The organism is Sodalis sp. RH16, from assembly GCF_047324245.1.
GTDB classification, from domain to species: Bacteria; Pseudomonadota; Gammaproteobacteria; order Enterobacterales; family Enterobacteriaceae; genus Acerihabitans; species Acerihabitans ligni.
In genome coordinates this window covers 1,251,980-1,267,673 of record NZ_CP178737.1, presented here as the reverse complement: position 1 = coordinate 1,267,673, position 15,694 = coordinate 1,251,980, and the positions used below count along the sequence as shown (strand labels likewise).

Here is a 15,694-nt window from a genome sequence, read left to right as displayed (position 1 = left end):
TCACTTGACACAATTATTCCATATGGAATAGTTGTTCCAATTGGAATAATTTCATAAAGGCTTATCGTCATCCATGGCTACAACAGCTTCAACTCCTAGCGCTTCACAGCCTCCTGTTCCCATACGACCGCGTCGAAAACGCCGCATCCTGCTTTATCTGGTGCTGGCGGGCGCCGTTCTGCTGGCGGCGGGGCTGCTTTACTGGCTGCTGGTCGCCCGTTTTAGCGAATCCACCGACGATGCCTATTTGCAGGCCGACAGCGTGACGCTGGCACCGAAGGTCACGGGTTATGTGCGCGAGGTGCTGGTGAAGGATAACCAGAGGATCGGCGCCGGGCAGCCGGTGGTGCGGTTGGAGGACGATCAGTATCAGGCGCGCCTTGACCAGGCGGACGCCACTATTTTGTCCAACCAGGCGGATATTGACCGCGCCACGGCGGAAATTACCCGCCAGCAGGCGGAAATAGAAGAGGCGCAGGCACGCCAGCGGTCGGCGCTGGTGCAACTGCATTATGCGGAGCACGAATACCAGCGCTACCGGCCGCTGGCGGCCAGCGGCGCGGAAAATCAGGAGAAGCTCACCGATCTGGGCCGTAGCCGGGACCAGGCGCAGGCGGATTACGACGCCAACGTGGCGGCGGTGAAATCGGCTTCGGCGCAGATCCGGTCCATGCAGGCGCAGATTGAACAAGCCAAAGCGCAATTATCCTCCGCCCGGGCGAACCGGCAACAGTCCGGTATCGATCTGCGCGATACGGTGATCCGTAGCCCCATCGACGGTTTTGTGGGCGACCGCGCCGTGCGCGTAGGCCAGTATGTTCAGCCCGGCACTCGGCTGTTAACCGTGGTGCCGAATGATGACATTTATCTGGTGGCGAACTTCAAGGAAACGCAACTGACCAACATGCGCCCCGGCCAGCCGGCCACGCTGCATGTGGACTCTCTTCCGGACCATGACTTCCAGGGCCAGGTGGAGAGTTTCGCCCCCGGCACCGGTTCATTGTTTGCGCTGCTGCCGCCGGATAACGCCACCGGCAACTTTACCAAAATCGTCCAGCGCGTACCGGTGCGCATCCGGATTACCGAACATTCCGACGAGTTGAAACGTCTGGTAGCGGGCATGTCGGTGTCTGTTGATGTGGATACGCATCCGTCCCGGCAGCGTACGCAGCCATGAGTGAGTCAGTGCGGGAAAAAGCCGATATCACGGACTGGATAGCCGTGCTGGCCGGCGCGCTGGGTGCGCTGATGGCGACGCTGGATATCTCCATAACCAACTCGGCGCTGCCGCAAATCCAGGGCGAAATCGGCGCAACCGGTACGGAAGGCACCTGGATTTCCACCGGCTACCTGATGTCGGAAATCGTCATGATCCCGCTGGCGGGCTGGCTGAGCCGCCTGCTGGGCCTGCGCAATTTTCTGGTGGGCTGCGCCCTGCTGTTCACGTTTTTTTCCATTATGTGCGGCACTGCCGACAGTTTGGCGCAAATGATCATCGGCCGAATCGGCCAGGGTTTTGCCGGCGGCGCAATGATCCCCACCGCGCAGATGATTATCCGTACCCGCCTGCCGCGCAGCCAGTTGCCGTTGGGGATGTCGCTGTTCGGCGTTATCGTTATCCTCGGGCCGGTGCTCGGGCCGGTGGTGGGCGGCTGGCTGGCTGAAAACGTCAGCTGGAACTGGTGCTTCTTCCTCAATATTCCGGTGAGCGCCGGCCTGGTGCTGTTATTGTTGCTGGGCCTGCCGCCGGAGAAGCCCGTCTGGGACGACTTTTTCAAAGCGGACTGGCTGGGCATTTTCGGCTTGAGCGCGGCTCTGAGCAGTTTGACGGTGGTGCTGGAGGAGGGCCAGCGGGATCGCTGGTTTGAGTCGAACCTCATCATTTGGCTGACGGTGGTGATGGTCGTGGGATTCATTTGTCTGGCGATAGCCCAGGTTACCGCCAAAAAAGCGGTTATTCGCCTCTCCCTGCTGGCTAACCCGCGTTTTGCCAGCGTGCTGGTCATCGTGTTTGTCGTCGGCATGGGCCTGTATTGCGTACTTTATTTACTGCCGCAGTTTCTGAGCGGAATTGTCGGTTATAACGCCCTGCAGTCCGGCAACGTATTGTTGATTTCCGGCATTCCCAGCCTGCTGATGATGCCCATATTGCCGCGTCTGCTGGGCCGTGTGGATGCGCGCTTGCTGGTTATTACCGGGATTATCCTGTTTGCGGTGAGCTGTTTTCTGGATACCACGCTCACCGCGCAGAGCGCCGGCAATGATTTTTTCTACTCACAGCTGCTGCGGGGCGCCGGGCAAATCATGGCAATGATGCCGCTCAATCAAGCATCGATGGCGGCAGTGAGCAATGAAGAAGCGGCGGATGCCGCCGGGCTGTATAACATGATGCGCAATCTCGGCGGCTCGGTGGGCCTGGCGCTGATGGGCGTGTTTATCGACCGCCAGAACAAATTGCACAGCGACATTATCCGGGAGTCCGTGACCGCCAACTCGCCGCTGGCGGACAGCCGCTTGTCCGGCAATACCGCTCTGTTCGCCAGCGAGCATGGCGATATTTGGCACGCCAAAATGCAGGCCATGGCGCAATTGGCGAATGAAATCAATCAGCAGGCGGCGGTAATGACCTATTCCGAGTCGTTTTTCCTGCTTGGCATCGCCCTGATGTGCTGTATTCCGCTGGCGTTGCTGCTGCGCGCGCCGCGTTTAACCCATAAGTGAAAATCAAAATGACCACTGATGCATACGGGAAACTGTTTTTACCGGCCACGCTGGCTTTGCTGCTGGCGGGCTGCAGCGTGGGGCCGGACTATCAGGGACCGCCCGCCGCGCCCGCGGTGAGTCAATTCCAGCGCTTGCCTTCTTCCGGCGTCGGCACGCAACCGGCGCAGGCGCGCTGGTGGCTGGCATTTCATGACCCGCGGCTGAACGGGCTTATCGATAATGCCCTGCGGCATAACCCGGACCTCGCCATTGCCGCCGCCCGTCTGAAGGAGGCGCGGGCGACGCTTATGGGCGACGAAGCCCAGCAATATCCGAAACTGAATGCCAGCGCCCTGGCGGCGCGCGCCAAATTGCCCGACAGCATCGGCTTGGGGGGCGATAACCCGATGAACCTCTACAGCAGCAGCTTTGACGCCAGCTGGGAATTGGATTTGTTCGGCCAGGAGCGCCGCGCGGTGCAAGCCGGCCGGGCGCAGGCGCAGGCCAGCGAGGCCAGCCTGGCGGATACGCAGGTCTCCATCGCCGCCGAAGTGGCGCGCAATTACCTGCTGTTGTGCGGCACGCGCGAGCGGCTGGCAAACCTCAATCAAAACCTGCAATTACAGCAAAAGGCGCTGGATCTGGTGAGCCAGCGGCGCGAGCGCGGCGCGGCAAACGATAGCGACGTCAACCGGCTGCAAACGCAGTTGGAAAACAGCCGGGCGGAGATTCCGTCACTGCAGGCGGATATTAACGATTACCAGGACCAGTTGGCATTCCTCTCGGGTTTGACGCCCGGCGCGCTGGATACGCTGCTGGCGAGTGCCGACCGTCTGCCGGCGCAGCCCGACCGGGTCAATGCCGGCGACCCGGTGTCCCTGTTGCGCCATCGGCCGGATATCCGTAGCGCCGAGCGCCAGTTAGCCGCCAGTACGGCCACCGTCGGCGAGCATGTGGCGGATCTTTACCCCAAGGTCACCCTGCGCGGTCTGCTGGGTTTTAGCAGTTCAGACAGCGGTCAAATATACAGGCAGGAAAATGAGTCCTGGATGCTCATTCCGATGCTGCAGTGGAATATCCTGGATTTCGGCCGGGTTCGGTCACAAATCAACGTGGCCAAGGCACAGCGGGACGAAGCCGAAGCGCAATGGCGCAAGACCGTGCTGGATGCGCTGCGGGACGCCAACAGCTCGCTGTCGCGCTACGGTCAGCAGCGCCAGACGCTGGTGAATTATCTGCAGGTGGAAAATACCGCCGACCGCGACAGCGCACTGGTCAGCCAACGCTATGGCGCCGGCGTCTCCAGCCTGATTGACCTGCTGGATACCCAGCGTACGGCGCTTACCGCCGGGCAGAACCGCATCCAGGCGCAAACCTCCCTGGCATTAGACTTCGTCGCGCTGCAAAAAAGCCTGGGGCTGGGCTGGCAGGACGGCGCCGGCTGAATGAAGCGCTTCAACCAAACTCGCTTATACGATGGGATACGCAGAGTTTTTTGATTTCATCCCAGTCAAGTTCAACACCCAGGCCAGGTTGTTCCGGGACATGGATAATCCCTTTATCGTCGATAGGAAGCTTATTTAACAGCGGGAACATAAAAGCGTGCTCAGGCACAAAATACTCAAAATAGTCACAGTTTTTAATGGCGCAGGAGACATGGAGATTCGCAATATCCATCAACCCCATGGTGGTGGTATGGATTTCGCAATTCAGTCCGTTTGCTTCAGCCATATGGGCAATTTTTAGTGTGCCGGTGATCCCGGTTTTCCAGGATACATCGGCGCGGACGATATCGGCCGCCTGTTGCGCAATGGCCTGCGCAACTCCCCAATGCGCCCCTCGGGTTGTTTCCGTCGCGGCAATGGCAATGTCCAGACTGGCGCATAACTGCTGGTATTTGGTCAGTTCAAAATCCCTGAACGGTTCTTCAAACCATTCGTAATTCATCTCTTCAAGTGAACGGCCAACCTTGATAGCCTCGCTTAAGGTGTAATCCCCCACCGGATCGGCAAACAGTAAAAAGTCATCTCCTACCGCATGGCGCAGTGCTTCATGAACTTGAATATCTTTTCGCCACGGGCCGGGGGAGTGAACTTTATACCCTTGAATCCCCAAATTTTTATAGTGAAGGGCTTCCTTGATATACTCCTCGGTTTCACCGTGGAACAGCCCGCTGGCATAGACCGGTAAGCTATTACGATAGGCGCCGAGATATCTGAACAGCGGTAAATCAGCCGCTTTCGCCGCAATATCCCACAGCGCCACATCTACCGGGCCGGGCAAATAATTGGGAAAGAAGGTTAGATGACGATCGAGGGTCCAGAGCTCGTGCCAGATGCGTTCCCGTTCCGTCACATCCTGTCCCAGGACCAGAGGCGCGATATTTTCATGCAGATAGTTCTCGGTAATAATGCCTGAACGGGCTGCCAATGCGCATGCTTCGCCCGCGATATCGGCATCGGTGTGCAGCTTAATCACTACAACATCCCATGACATATTGGCACCCGATCTGTTTTCGGGGAATAAGCTGAGGTTTCTTGCACAATGCCATGTTTCCAACGCGGTGACTTTCATTTTTCCCCCTGAATAGGCATTAATAATGTTTTTGAATAGGGCCGGAGCGCATAGGGTGACTGAGCGGATCGTTATTCCGTTAAAAGCCGATCAATGCTCCGCCATCAACCACCAATACATGCCCGCTAACAAAGGCGGCGGCATCAGAGACGAGATAAACAGCAGCCCAGCCAATATCTTTGGGTGTGCCGAATTTTTTCATTGGCGTTCGGTTGAGAATCTTCTGGCTACGTTCTTTATCTCCGGCAATGGCCTTTCTTAACATTGGCGTATCAATCCAGCCGGGAGCAATACCATTGACCCGGATGCCCGAATCCGCCAGTTCAGTCGTCAACGCCCGGACTAGCCCGAGACAGGCTGATTTTGCCGCTGAATAACCCGACACATAAGGGACGCCGATAAAAGACGCCATCGAGGCCATAAAAAGTATGTTGCCGTTACCGTATTGCTTCATATGCGGCACCAGGGCTTTTGTTAATGCAAAGGCACCCACGATATGCACATCGATAATGGATTCAAAATCCCCGACGCTCATCTCCTCGATGGATTTTTTACAGTGATTCCCCGCGTTATTAACCAATATATCGATGCGGCCATGTTCCGCCAGTAAACCGCTAACCCATTGCCGGGTTGTTTCTGTGTCAGCGACGTCAAAAGCATATCCAAAAGCCTGAGGGCCCAGGGCTTCGGCCGCCCGTTGAGCATCCTCCTGGTGCCGTGATGTGATAATAACCTTCGCGCCGCTATCCGCCATGCACTGCGCAATGGCAAAACCCAGCCCGCGGGATCCGCCGGTAATCAAGGCGGTTTTACCTTGCAATGAGAATACGTTTGCCTGCGACATACGCCACCTTATTCTGATTGAAGCTCAACTAAAATTTTAGTGACGGCTCCCGGGTCGCTCGCCCAGTGTTCCAGCGCGCGATCGGCTTTTCCAAGGGGATAATAAGCGCTGATAAGCAATTCCACCGGATAACGATTCTGTTCCATCAGCGCAATAACGGCGCGGAAATCCGCTTCCGTGGCCCCTCGCGATCCGCGGATATCAAGTTCCTTCAGCAAAAAGATCGCGCTATCAAAGGTAACGGGTTTTTTGGCATAGCCGACATAGACAATCCGTCCCGCAAAGGCGACCAGGTCAACGGCAAGCTCGATAGTGCTGCTCAGGCCCACCGCTTCGATGACCAGGGACGGACCTCGTCCTTCATCGAGTCCACCGGCAATCTCAACGAGATCGGATTTGCTGCTATTGATGAAGCGGGTTGCGCCGCAGGCAAGGGCAACCGCTTCTTTCCGGTCGTCAATATCCACGGCAATGACTCTGGCCCCCATCGCCGCCGCCGCCGCAATGGTCCCCAGGCCGATAACGCCGCAGCCAATGATAACCACCCACTCGCCCACGTTTATCGCTCCCCGCCGGGCGGCGTGCAGTCCTACCGACAGCGGTTCAATCAGGGCCAGCTGCCGGCTGTTCAATTGGTTACAGACCAGCGCTTTTTGGAAAGGCACGGCGAGTTTCCTGACCATGCCGCCTTGCCGCTGAACCCCCAGGGTCTGGTTGTATTTGCAGGCGTTGGGCCGGCCTTTTTTACAGGAGCTGCATTCGCCGCAGGCGGTATAAGGCAATATGGTGACGCGATCGCCTACCTGGCACTTGGTGACATCTTCCGCTACCTGCATAACGGTGCCGCCGATTTCATGTCCGGGCAGGCAGGGATAGACCACCAGCGGGTTCAACCCGCGCCAGGTATTCAAGTCAGAGCCGCATAGCCCGACATATTCCACGGAAACAAGCACTTCACCCTCTTTAATCGATGGCTCTGGAATATCGTCAAAGCGGGTTTGACTGTTACGATCAATAATTAACGCTTTCATGAATTTCTGCCCTAAATGATAAGAAATATTTGCTATGTAGGCGATTTCTCAGCAGATTCCATCAATGGAGAGACCCGGACAAACAGGGCCACGCAGAGAGCGCCGATAACGCCTATCACACCTGTAAGGATAAATGCAGCTATGAAATTTCCCGTGTATTGCACAATGAATCCTGTCAAGATCGGCGCGATGACGCCGGCCGTATTGGCAATAAGATGAATAAATCCCCCCACGCTGCCGACATTCCTGCTACTTACATTATCAGCCACCAGAGCCCAGGGCGCCGCGGCGGCAAGATACATAAAGAAGATACCCAGCGCCATCATGACTACCGCCCCTACCAGGGATTGGACATAAGCGGAAAAAATCAGGCACAAGGATGATAAAATAAGGGCAACCACCAGGATCGCTTTTCGGGACAATATAAGATTATTCGTTTTCTTATATAAAATGTCGCAGGCGACTCCTCCTAACGCCATGCCAATACTGCCGATAATCCATGGAATCGAGGAAGCAATGCTCAGCTGCTGGATATTCAGTCCTCTCGACATGGACAAATAACTTGGGAACCAGGTCAAAAAGAAATAGAGAATATAATTAATGGCAAAGAAAGCCATCGCTGTGGCCAGGATCATCGGTTTTTTCAGGTACTCTTTCAGCGGAAGAGTTTGGGTTTCGCTATCATGAGAGGCCTGATCCAGAATGCTGTTCTCATATTCTTCCACCTCTGTTTTGCTGGCGTGGGGATTATCACGAGGGTGGTCGGTAAACGCTTTCAACCAAAAAAAAGTCCAGATAAATCCCAGGCACATCATGATGAAGAATGAAATACGCCAGCTCCACATCACCGCGATAAGGCCGACAATGGGACCCGCTATCGCGCCTCCCAATGGGTTGCCCGCGTTAGCTATGCCTACAGCCCTTACCCGTTTACTCAGAGGTACCCAATTACTGACCGTTTTGTTAACTGTCGTACCCATCGGCCCTTCGCTCATACCAAAGAGCACGCGTATTATAAATAAAATCACATAGTTAAAAGCGACCCCCGTAAGTCCGCAAAATAAAGACCACGAAACCATTGCTATCGCAAATACTTTTCCCGGGCCATAGCGATCGGATAAATAGCCGCCAACAAAATTAAACAGGGCATAGCCAAAAAAGAAACTGCTGAGTATGAAACCTATTTCAACAGGATTTAATCCCAGATGCGCCTTGATATAAGGCATGGCGACAGAAAAAGCGGCCCTGTCAAGGTAGTTTATTGCCCCAGCGATGAACAGCAAAAAAACAATTTTTGAATATTGACGCTTGAACATAGTCAGTTCCTCTGCTCGCCCGGCTTATCCTACCTGGATGATGGAATTGGATGACATTGGCTTGTTGCGGCAATTGCTGATGACCGAGTAGTTAGAAAATAGATACAACGTGTAAACCTGTCAAACAGGTTGAGGCGGGATGTCTTGTATTTGTAACTCAGCTCACATTTTTGCTGCCGCATCCGGCGCTTGACGCGGCGTTCAAGACCTGACGAGTGCCAGGAACCCAGCCAGGATTGCTGACGGATTGCGTTCGTCGTATGCCACGGCGATGCCGCTTGACAGTGTTGCGGCCTCGTCTTTCAGCGGCCGGAAGACCACGCCGCGCCGTTTGACATGCTTTAGCGAGGCGGGGATTAACGCGATGCCTTGTCCTTCGGCGATAAGGCCTAGCAAGATGTGGTGGTCGTCGGGTTCTGGAATCGTTTTGGGCTTGAAGTCGATTTTTTCGAAGAATGCGTGGCAATGGTCGTAATAACCGGGATTCAACCAGCGCTCAAACCGGAAAATCGCCTCGCTGCGCAGGTCATCGAACCCAAGCCTGCGCTTATGGGCAAGAGGATGGCCGGCGGGCAGGGCGGCAATAAGCGGCTCCTCAAGCAGTGTCTCGGTCTTAAGGCCCTTGGTCTCGGTGTGCAGGCCGATAAAGGCGACATCCATTATCCCGTTCTTGATGTCCCGCACCAGGCTTATTGAATGTTTACCCTGGGTGACGAGCCGAAAATCCGGAAAGCGCTGCTGTAAAGGTTCGAGCACGTCGGGTATGACGCTGCGATCAAACACCGTGGTGTAGCCTATGAGAAATTGTCCGCCCGCGCTGCTCCGCGCCGCCCTGGCGGCTGCTATCGCCTTTTCCGCCTGAGCCAACGTGCGCCTGGCCTCCGGTAGAAATGCCGCCCCCGCTTTCGTCAATACCACACCCGATTTGGTCCGCAAAAACAGCTCAACGCCAAGCCGGTCTTCCAACTGGCGGATCTGTCGGCTTAATGGCGGCTGGGATATGTACAGACGTGCGGCCGCGCGCCCGAAATTAAGCTCCTCGCTGACCGCCAGAAAGTAGCGGAACTGTCGCAGGTCAATGGATTCATTCATACCGAAAAGGTATCACAAAAAAAGTATTGGCTGAACCTGCTGCGTAAAACATACAGTGCCTTCAGCGCATCAACCCGGCAACCAAAGAGGATTTATGGATAACGAACGTTACGTACGCGGTTTAGCGAAGCTTAATGAGGTGGATGGCCACGCGGGTGAGAAGGTCATTGACAGTCTGCGTGATATCGCCCCTGACTTTGCCCGGCTGCTCATTGAGTTTCCGTTTGGCGATATCTACTCAAGACCGGGCATTGACCTTAAAATTCGTGAACTTGCCGTGGTGGCGGCGCTCACCGCCATGGGAAACGCTTCGCCACAGCTTAAGGTACATATTCACGGCGCCCGAAATGTGGGTTGTTCCCGGCAGGAAATTGTCGAAATCATTATGCAGATGGCGGTCTATGCAGGCTTTCCGGCAGCTCTCAACGGACTGTTTGCAGCGAAGGACATTTTTTCTCAAGAGCCAGAAGCAAGCTGAGATCATGGTAAGCCTGGCATATTCTCATGCCGCATTGACCCGGCCCGCTTTATCCAGCAGCGCATTAATCAACACATTCGCCCCCGCGGTGGCCCAGTGGGGGTGAATATTTTCATCTTCGTTATGGCTGATGCCGTCGACGCAGGGGATAAAAATCATGGCGGTGGGCGCGGACTCATTAAGATAGCAGGCGTCATGTCCCGCGCCGGATACCATATCCCGATGGGAATAGCCAAGCGCCTTAACCGCGTCGCGTATGCTGGCGATGCAGCTTTGGTCAAATTTCACCGGCGGATAATCTAATATGCGTTTGACAACCGCCTCAAGTTCACCGTTATTGACGATGTTTATGGCTTCACGCAGCAGGCATTCCATTTGCTCAAGTACCGTCTCGTCAGGATGGCGGAATTCGATACTGAAAAAAACCCGGCCGGGCACGACATTGCGGGAATTCGGGCTGATTTGCGCCATACCGACGGTGGCCCGTCCGTCCGGCATGAAGGTCCGGCCGATCCGGTTGACCTCCTCCACCATGCGGGCAAAGCCCAACAGCGCGTCCCGGCGTTTATCCATCGGGGTGGTGCCCGCATGGGCGCTGAAGCCAACTATCTCCGCTTCAAACCAGCGTTGGCCCTGGGCGGCGGTGACGATGCCGATTTGCCGGTTCTCGGCTTCAAGAATCGGGCCTTGTTCAATATGCAGTTCAAAGGCGGCATGGATGGGAAACCCGCCCACCGGGTGTTCGCCTTCGTAGCCGATTTGGCGCAGCGCTTCCAGGAGCGTGACGCCGTTCTGGTCCCGGCGGCTATGACCGAATTGCAGGTCGAAGACGCCGGCAAAGACGCCGGAGGCGATCATTGCCGGGGCGAAGCGGGCGCCTTCCTCATTGGTCCAGTTAATGACTTCTATGGCGCGTTCGGTTTGAATGTGCGTGTCGTTCAGGGTCCGCAGCGCTTCCAGGCCGGCCAGCACGCCATAGACGCCATCGAAACGGCCGCCGTTGGGCTGTGAATCCATATGGGATCCGGTGACCACCGCGGGCAGCTCCGGGCGCGTCCCTTCGCGGCGCAGGAACATATTGCCCATGCGATCCACCCGGACCCGGCAACCGGCGCCCAGCGCCCAATTTTTGAGGCAATCCCGCGCCAGCCGGTCTTCTTCGCTCAGGGCCAGACGACATACGCCGTCTTTGGCAATGGCGCCGAACCCGGACATGATTTGCAAGGTTTGCCATAAACGTTCGCCATTGACGGTAGTGATATTACTCATGCTTGCCGCCCCCGGTGTCTTTTTCGTCCACCGCATAGCGAAAGTCACAGCGCGGCGCCCCGGACATGATGGTTTGCGTGCGGGTCAGTTTGACCTCGGGGGCATAGCCGACGATAAACTTGCTGTCCCGGGCGCAGGAGAGCAGGTGGCCGATTTCCCCCAGCCCCATCTCATGGTACATCTCGGCATAGCGGCAGCGATGGACGTCATAGTCAAAATGCCGATCATCGCTGGAGAGTATTTTCACCTCCAATGCATCGTCTTTCTCCCACAGGTACTGCAGGGCGACAAAGCTTTGGATATCGGCGCCGGCCGGCTCGCGGCGGGCAAAATCCTTGCCGGCGGCGATGGCCGCGTTCTCTACGGCCTCGCCGATGACCTCTTGCGCCCGGGCTTTGCCGAAGTCGCGCACCAGAATCTCATAAATGGGTTTTATGATTTCGGCCTCGATGCGCCGACGGGCCAATATGCCCAGGTCGTTTCTATGTTGGCCGGAATGGTGTTGGCCGGAATGCTGCTGACAGGAATGTTGGCAGGACATCGTCTTGCTCCTTTATGGTATGGCATTATTGCGGGTAATGGGGTCCGGCCAAGGCCGGTCCGGGCCGTAGGGTCAGTTGCCGGCGCCGCCGCCCAGTACGCTTTGCGGCACCCATTTGCCGTTAGTCACCCGATAAACGGTGAATGTGGGATTGAGCAGGTTGCCCTGGCCGTCAAACGCAATGATTCCGGTGACGCCCTGATGTTTGATGACGCGCAGTTTCGGCAGGTATTTCGCCGGATCGGTGGAGTCGGCCTGTTCTATAGCGTCAATCAGCACGCTGGTGGCGTCATAAGCAAACGGGGCGTGCAGTTCTATATGGGTCTTGTAGCGGTCGATATAGGCCTGTTCGAATGCTTTGCCCCCCGGCATTTTATCAATGGGCAGGCCTGGCTCCAGCGCCACCACCCCTTCCCCCTCTTTTTGCGCCAGCGTCAGGAAGGTCTGGCTGACAAAGCCGCCCGCGCCCATCAGCGTGGCGGGCAGCCCGAGCTGTTTAATGCGCCTGGCGAGCGGCGCCGCCTGCGAGTCCACGCCGCCGAAAAAGATCAGATCGGCGTTTTTACTGCGGATATTGGTGAGAACGGCGCTGAAATCAACGGTCTTATCATCGATATACTCGCGATCGATCATATCTACTCCCTGTGCCTTAAGGGACTTGATGAATTCGTCGGCCAGGCCTTGGCCGAAGGCGGTACGATCGTCGAGAACGGCAATACGTTTGGCTTTCAACACGTTTACCGCGTATTGCCCGGCATCATTGCCGCCGTCGTCATCGTGGCCCATGACGCGGAAACTGGTGTCAAAACCCTGTTGGGTATAGGCATGGCCGGTGGCGACCGGCGCCACCTGGGCAATGCCCGCGTCATGGTAAATCCGGGCCGCCGGAATACTGGTCCCGGTATTCCAATGCCCAACCACCCCCACCACGCCTTCGTCCACCAGGCGTTGCGCCACGGCAACGGCGGTGCGCGGATCGGACTGGTCATCTTCCGATACCAGCTTGAAGGTCACGGCCTTGCCGTCAATTACCGGTTTTTTATTATTGGCGTCGGTGATGGCTAACTGCGCGCCGTTCTCCAAATCCTTGCCGATTCGGGCGGAAGGGCCGGTGAGGGGCCCGGCAAGGCCGATCAGGACGGTTTCGCCGTTCGCCGCCGCGCTGTTGAAGGCGGCTAAAACCAAAGATGCCAGCGCCAGTTTGCTAAAGGTATTTTTCATAAAGGTTCCTTGTTGTAAGTAGTGTGAAATCAAGTGGTTATTCCCCTAGATAGGCCTGCCGGATCCTGGCGTCGTCCAGCATGTCCCCGGATTTGCCGCTGTGGCTTATCAAGCCGCTATCCAACACGTAGGCGCGGTGGGTGGCTTGCAGCGCCAGGCGGGCATTTTGCTCCACCAGCAGCAGCGTTACGCCCTGTCCGCCGATGCGGTGGATGACCGAAAAAATGGCCTCAACCATGATCGGCGCCAGCCCCATCGAGGGCTCGTCTAAAATCAGCAGGCGCGGTTTGCCGAGCAGGGCCCGGCCCATGGCCAGCATTTGCTGTTCGCCTCCCGACAGCAGGCCGGCCGGTTGTGAAAGGCGCTCCTTCAGGCGTGGGAATATGCGATAAATTTCCGCCAAATCGCGTTTGACGCCATTGCCGTCGCGGCGCAGGTATGCGCCGATTTGCAAATTCTCCAGTACGGTCATGCGGGCGAAAATTCCCCGGCCTTCCGGCACCATGACCAATCCCTGCTTTAGCAAATGATAAGGCGGTACACCGCGAATGGATTTCCCGGCGAACCGGATCTCGCCGCGAAAGTCCTGCAGCCCGGTCACGGCCCTGAGGCTTGAGGTCTTACCCGCGCCGTTGGCGCCAATCAGGGTCACCTGCTCCCCGTCGGCGACGTCAAAATCGATCCCCTTGACCGCATGGATCCCGCCATAGGAAACGGTTAATCCCCGTACGGAAAGCAGTGGGTCAGACATGAGCGTTCCCTCCCAGATATGCCTGGATTACCGCCGGTTCCCGGCGCACCGTCTCCGGCGCGCCTTCCGCTATCACCTTGCCGTAATCGAGCACGGTGAGCCGGTCGCAGATCCCCATCACCAGTTTGACGTCATGTTCAATCAGCAGCAGGGTTTTGCCGTCATCACGGATGCGCATCAGCAGGTGTCTCAGATCGACTTTTTCCGCGGCATTCATGCCGGCGGCGGGTTCATCCAACGCCAGGAGAAGCGGATCGGTGGCCAGCGCGCGGGCTATCTCCAGCCGGCGCTGGTGTCCATAAGAAAGAGAGCCGGCGCGGTAGTGGGCGAATTGGCTGATGCCGACATACTCCAGCAGCTCGTAGGCCCGTTCGTGGGTCTGCGCTTCTTCTTCCCGCGCGCGCCGGTGGTGGCTGATGGCGGCCCATAACCCATTGCGCGTGCGCACATGCCTGCCTACCATCACGTTTTCATGAACGCTCATGTCATTGAATAAGCGCAGATTCTGAAAGGTGCGGGCAATTCCCGCCCGGGTGACTTTTTCAATGTCATGGGGCCGGTAAGGCATGCCCGCCAGTGCAAATACCCCCCGATCCGCCCGGTATAGTCCGGTAATCAGATTAAAAAGGGTGGTTTTCCCGGCGCCGTTGGGACCGATAAGGCCGTAAATCTCCCCTTGGTTGACGGTCACATTGACGTCATCCACCGCCACCAGTCCGCCAAAGCGCTTGCTGACGTTTCGTAAGGCCAGGAGGGGCGTCATGGATGCTTTTCCCCGTGATGGTGGGTCGGCCATAGCCCGGCCGGGCGAAAGAGCATCACCAAAATCAATGCCAGCCCGTAAAACAGCTGGCGGATGATTTCCGGGTCGATGATTACCTGGCCAAACAGCGCCTGCTGCAACGGGCCGGTGCTGCTGCGTAAAAACTCCGGCAGCGCGGACAGCAGCAGCGCGCCGAGAATAACCCCGGGAATGTTGCCCATCCCGCCGAGAACCACCATTGCCAGCACGGCGATGGATTCCTGTAGCGAAAAGGATTCGGGGGAAACGAAGCCCTGGAAGGCAGCGAACATCGCGCCGGCGATGCCGCCGAAGGCGGCGCCCATGGCGAAGGCCAGCAGTTTAAAGTCACGGGTATTGATACCCATGGTCCGCGCGGCTTCCTCGTCTTCGCGAATGGCCGTCCAGGCGCGGCCGATGCGCGAGTGCTGCAGGCGAATGCATATAAACATGATGAGCAGAATCAGCGCGGCAAACAGGTAGTAATAGAGATAAAGGGATGAGACGCGCACGCCGAACCACTGATGCATGCCGGAGAACCTAAGGCCGAACAGCGAGGCCGGGTCGATGCCTGAAATACCTTTCGGTCCGTTAGTAATGTTCACCGGGCGGTCAAGATTGCGCATCAGAATACGGATGATTTCACCGAAGCCGAGCGTCACAATCGCCAGATAATCGCCGCGCAGGCGCAGCGTCGGCGCGCCGAGCAAAATGCCGAATGATGCCGCGAGCAGAGCCGCCAGGGGAACGATAATGATCACCGACAAATGGAGCCCCTGGGGAAAATACTGCAGCAGCTGCGGAAACTGCGTGGTCAAATGCGGCGAGGAGAGCAGCGCGGCAAGGTATGCGCCGATAGCGTAAAAGGCGATAAAACCCATATCCAGCAGGCCGGTGAAACCCACCACGATATTCAGGCCGAGGGCCAGCATGATATAGAGCAGGGCGAAGTCCACCACGCGGATCCAGTAATTCCCTCCGGACGGACCTATCAGCAGCGGGGCCAGCGCCAGGCCGGCGACAAACAGCCACATGCCGAGGTGCGCGCGCCGGCGGGAAGCCGGGAAAAAAGTATTGAGGGTTGTCATAAGCG

At 57.0% G+C, this 15,694-nt stretch carries 15 protein-coding genes; 4 read left to right on the top strand and 11 right to left on the bottom strand.

What is annotated here, in order from left to right:
* The first annotated feature begins 73 nt into the window (after positions 1-73).
* Genes ACL2XJ_RS05775 through ACL2XJ_RS05765 form a run of 3 tightly spaced genes read left to right on the top strand, consistent with a single transcriptional unit; the run spans position 74 to position 4,148 of the window.
* Positions 74-1,177, top strand: a complete 1,104-nt coding sequence (locus ACL2XJ_RS05775; protein ID WP_132924710.1) for an HlyD family secretion protein — start codon at positions 74-76, stop codon at positions 1,175-1,177.
* Positions 1,174-2,721 (top strand): DHA2 family efflux MFS transporter permease subunit, encoded by a 1,548-nt coding sequence (locus tag ACL2XJ_RS05770; protein WP_132924711.1) that lies wholly within the window; start codon positions 1,174-1,176, stop codon positions 2,719-2,721. The genes ACL2XJ_RS05775 and ACL2XJ_RS05770 overlap by 4 nt, the downstream gene beginning before the upstream one ends.
* Before the next feature lie 8 nt (positions 2,722-2,729).
* Positions 2,730-4,148, top strand: coding sequence for an efflux transporter outer membrane subunit (locus tag ACL2XJ_RS05765; RefSeq protein WP_413725950.1), 1,419 nt, complete (start codon positions 2,730-2,732; stop codon positions 4,146-4,148).
* A 10-nt stretch (positions 4,149-4,158) separates the two neighbouring features.
* On the opposite strand, the gene ACL2XJ_RS05760 is transcribed toward ACL2XJ_RS05765, so the two are convergent.
* The 5 genes from ACL2XJ_RS05760 to ACL2XJ_RS05740 all read right to left on the bottom strand — a co-directional run bounded on the left by ACL2XJ_RS05760 (position 4,159) and on the right by ACL2XJ_RS05740 (position 9,560).
* A complete protein-coding gene (locus ACL2XJ_RS05760) occupies positions 4,159-5,199 on the bottom strand; it encodes an enolase C-terminal domain-like protein (protein ID WP_207917909.1) in 1,041 nt (346 codons plus the stop codon).
* A 157-nt stretch (positions 5,200-5,356) separates the two neighbouring features.
* Positions 5,357-6,121 carry an SDR family NAD(P)-dependent oxidoreductase gene (locus ACL2XJ_RS05755; RefSeq protein WP_203520406.1) on the bottom strand — a complete coding sequence of 255 codons (765 nt, stop codon included), beginning with the start codon at positions 6,119-6,121 and terminating at the stop codon, positions 5,357-5,359.
* An 8-nt stretch (positions 6,122-6,129) separates the two neighbouring features.
* Positions 6,130-7,152: a zinc-binding alcohol dehydrogenase family protein gene (locus ACL2XJ_RS05750; protein ID WP_413725949.1), complete on the bottom strand. Its 1,023-nt coding sequence runs from the start codon at positions 7,150-7,152 to the stop codon at positions 6,130-6,132.
* Positions 7,153-7,184: 32 nt separating this feature from the next.
* On the bottom strand, positions 7,185-8,468 hold the full coding sequence (locus tag ACL2XJ_RS05745) for an MFS transporter (RefSeq protein WP_413725948.1): 1,284 nt from the start codon (positions 8,466-8,468) through the stop codon (positions 7,185-7,187).
* A gap of 201 nt (positions 8,469-8,669) precedes the next feature.
* Positions 8,670-9,560 carry a LysR family transcriptional regulator gene (locus tag ACL2XJ_RS05740; RefSeq protein WP_413725947.1) on the bottom strand — a complete coding sequence of 297 codons (891 nt, stop codon included), beginning with the start codon at positions 9,558-9,560 and terminating at the stop codon, positions 8,670-8,672.
* 94 nt (positions 9,561-9,654) lie between these two features.
* Between ACL2XJ_RS05740 and ACL2XJ_RS05735 the strand changes: the two genes are divergently transcribed.
* Positions 9,655-10,038, top strand: coding sequence for a carboxymuconolactone decarboxylase family protein (locus tag ACL2XJ_RS05735; protein ID WP_203520414.1), 384 nt, complete (start codon positions 9,655-9,657; stop codon positions 10,036-10,038).
* A 24-nt stretch (positions 10,039-10,062) separates the two neighbouring features.
* Here ACL2XJ_RS05735 and ACL2XJ_RS05730 read toward each other — a convergent pair whose 3' ends face one another.
* The 6 genes from ACL2XJ_RS05730 to ACL2XJ_RS05705 form a co-directional block, all read right to left on the bottom strand.
* Complete coding sequence (locus tag ACL2XJ_RS05730) at positions 10,063-11,307, bottom strand: M20 family metallo-hydrolase (protein ID WP_413725946.1); 1,245 nt, start codon at positions 11,305-11,307, stop codon at positions 10,063-10,065.
* Complete coding sequence (locus tag ACL2XJ_RS05725) at positions 11,300-11,848, bottom strand: L-2-amino-thiazoline-4-carboxylic acid hydrolase (RefSeq protein ID WP_413725945.1); 549 nt, start codon at positions 11,846-11,848, stop codon at positions 11,300-11,302. The genes ACL2XJ_RS05730 and ACL2XJ_RS05725 overlap by 8 nt, the downstream gene beginning before the upstream one ends.
* A gap of 72 nt (positions 11,849-11,920) precedes the next feature.
* Positions 11,921-13,069, bottom strand: coding sequence for a branched-chain amino acid ABC transporter substrate-binding protein (locus ACL2XJ_RS05720; protein WP_413725944.1), 1,149 nt, complete (start codon positions 13,067-13,069; stop codon positions 11,921-11,923).
* A 37-nt stretch (positions 13,070-13,106) separates the two neighbouring features.
* Positions 13,107-13,820: an ABC transporter ATP-binding protein gene (locus ACL2XJ_RS05715; RefSeq protein WP_413725943.1), complete on the bottom strand. Its 714-nt coding sequence runs from the start codon at positions 13,818-13,820 to the stop codon at positions 13,107-13,109.
* Positions 13,813-14,583, bottom strand: coding sequence for an ABC transporter ATP-binding protein (locus ACL2XJ_RS05710; protein WP_413725942.1), 771 nt, complete (start codon positions 14,581-14,583; stop codon positions 13,813-13,815). The genes ACL2XJ_RS05715 and ACL2XJ_RS05710 overlap by 8 nt, the downstream gene beginning before the upstream one ends.
* Positions 14,580-15,689 carry an ABC transporter permease subunit gene (locus ACL2XJ_RS05705; protein ID WP_413725941.1) on the bottom strand — a complete coding sequence of 370 codons (1,110 nt, stop codon included), beginning with the start codon at positions 15,687-15,689 and terminating at the stop codon, positions 14,580-14,582. The genes ACL2XJ_RS05710 and ACL2XJ_RS05705 overlap by 4 nt, the downstream gene beginning before the upstream one ends.
* Positions 15,690-15,694 lie beyond the last annotated feature (5 nt).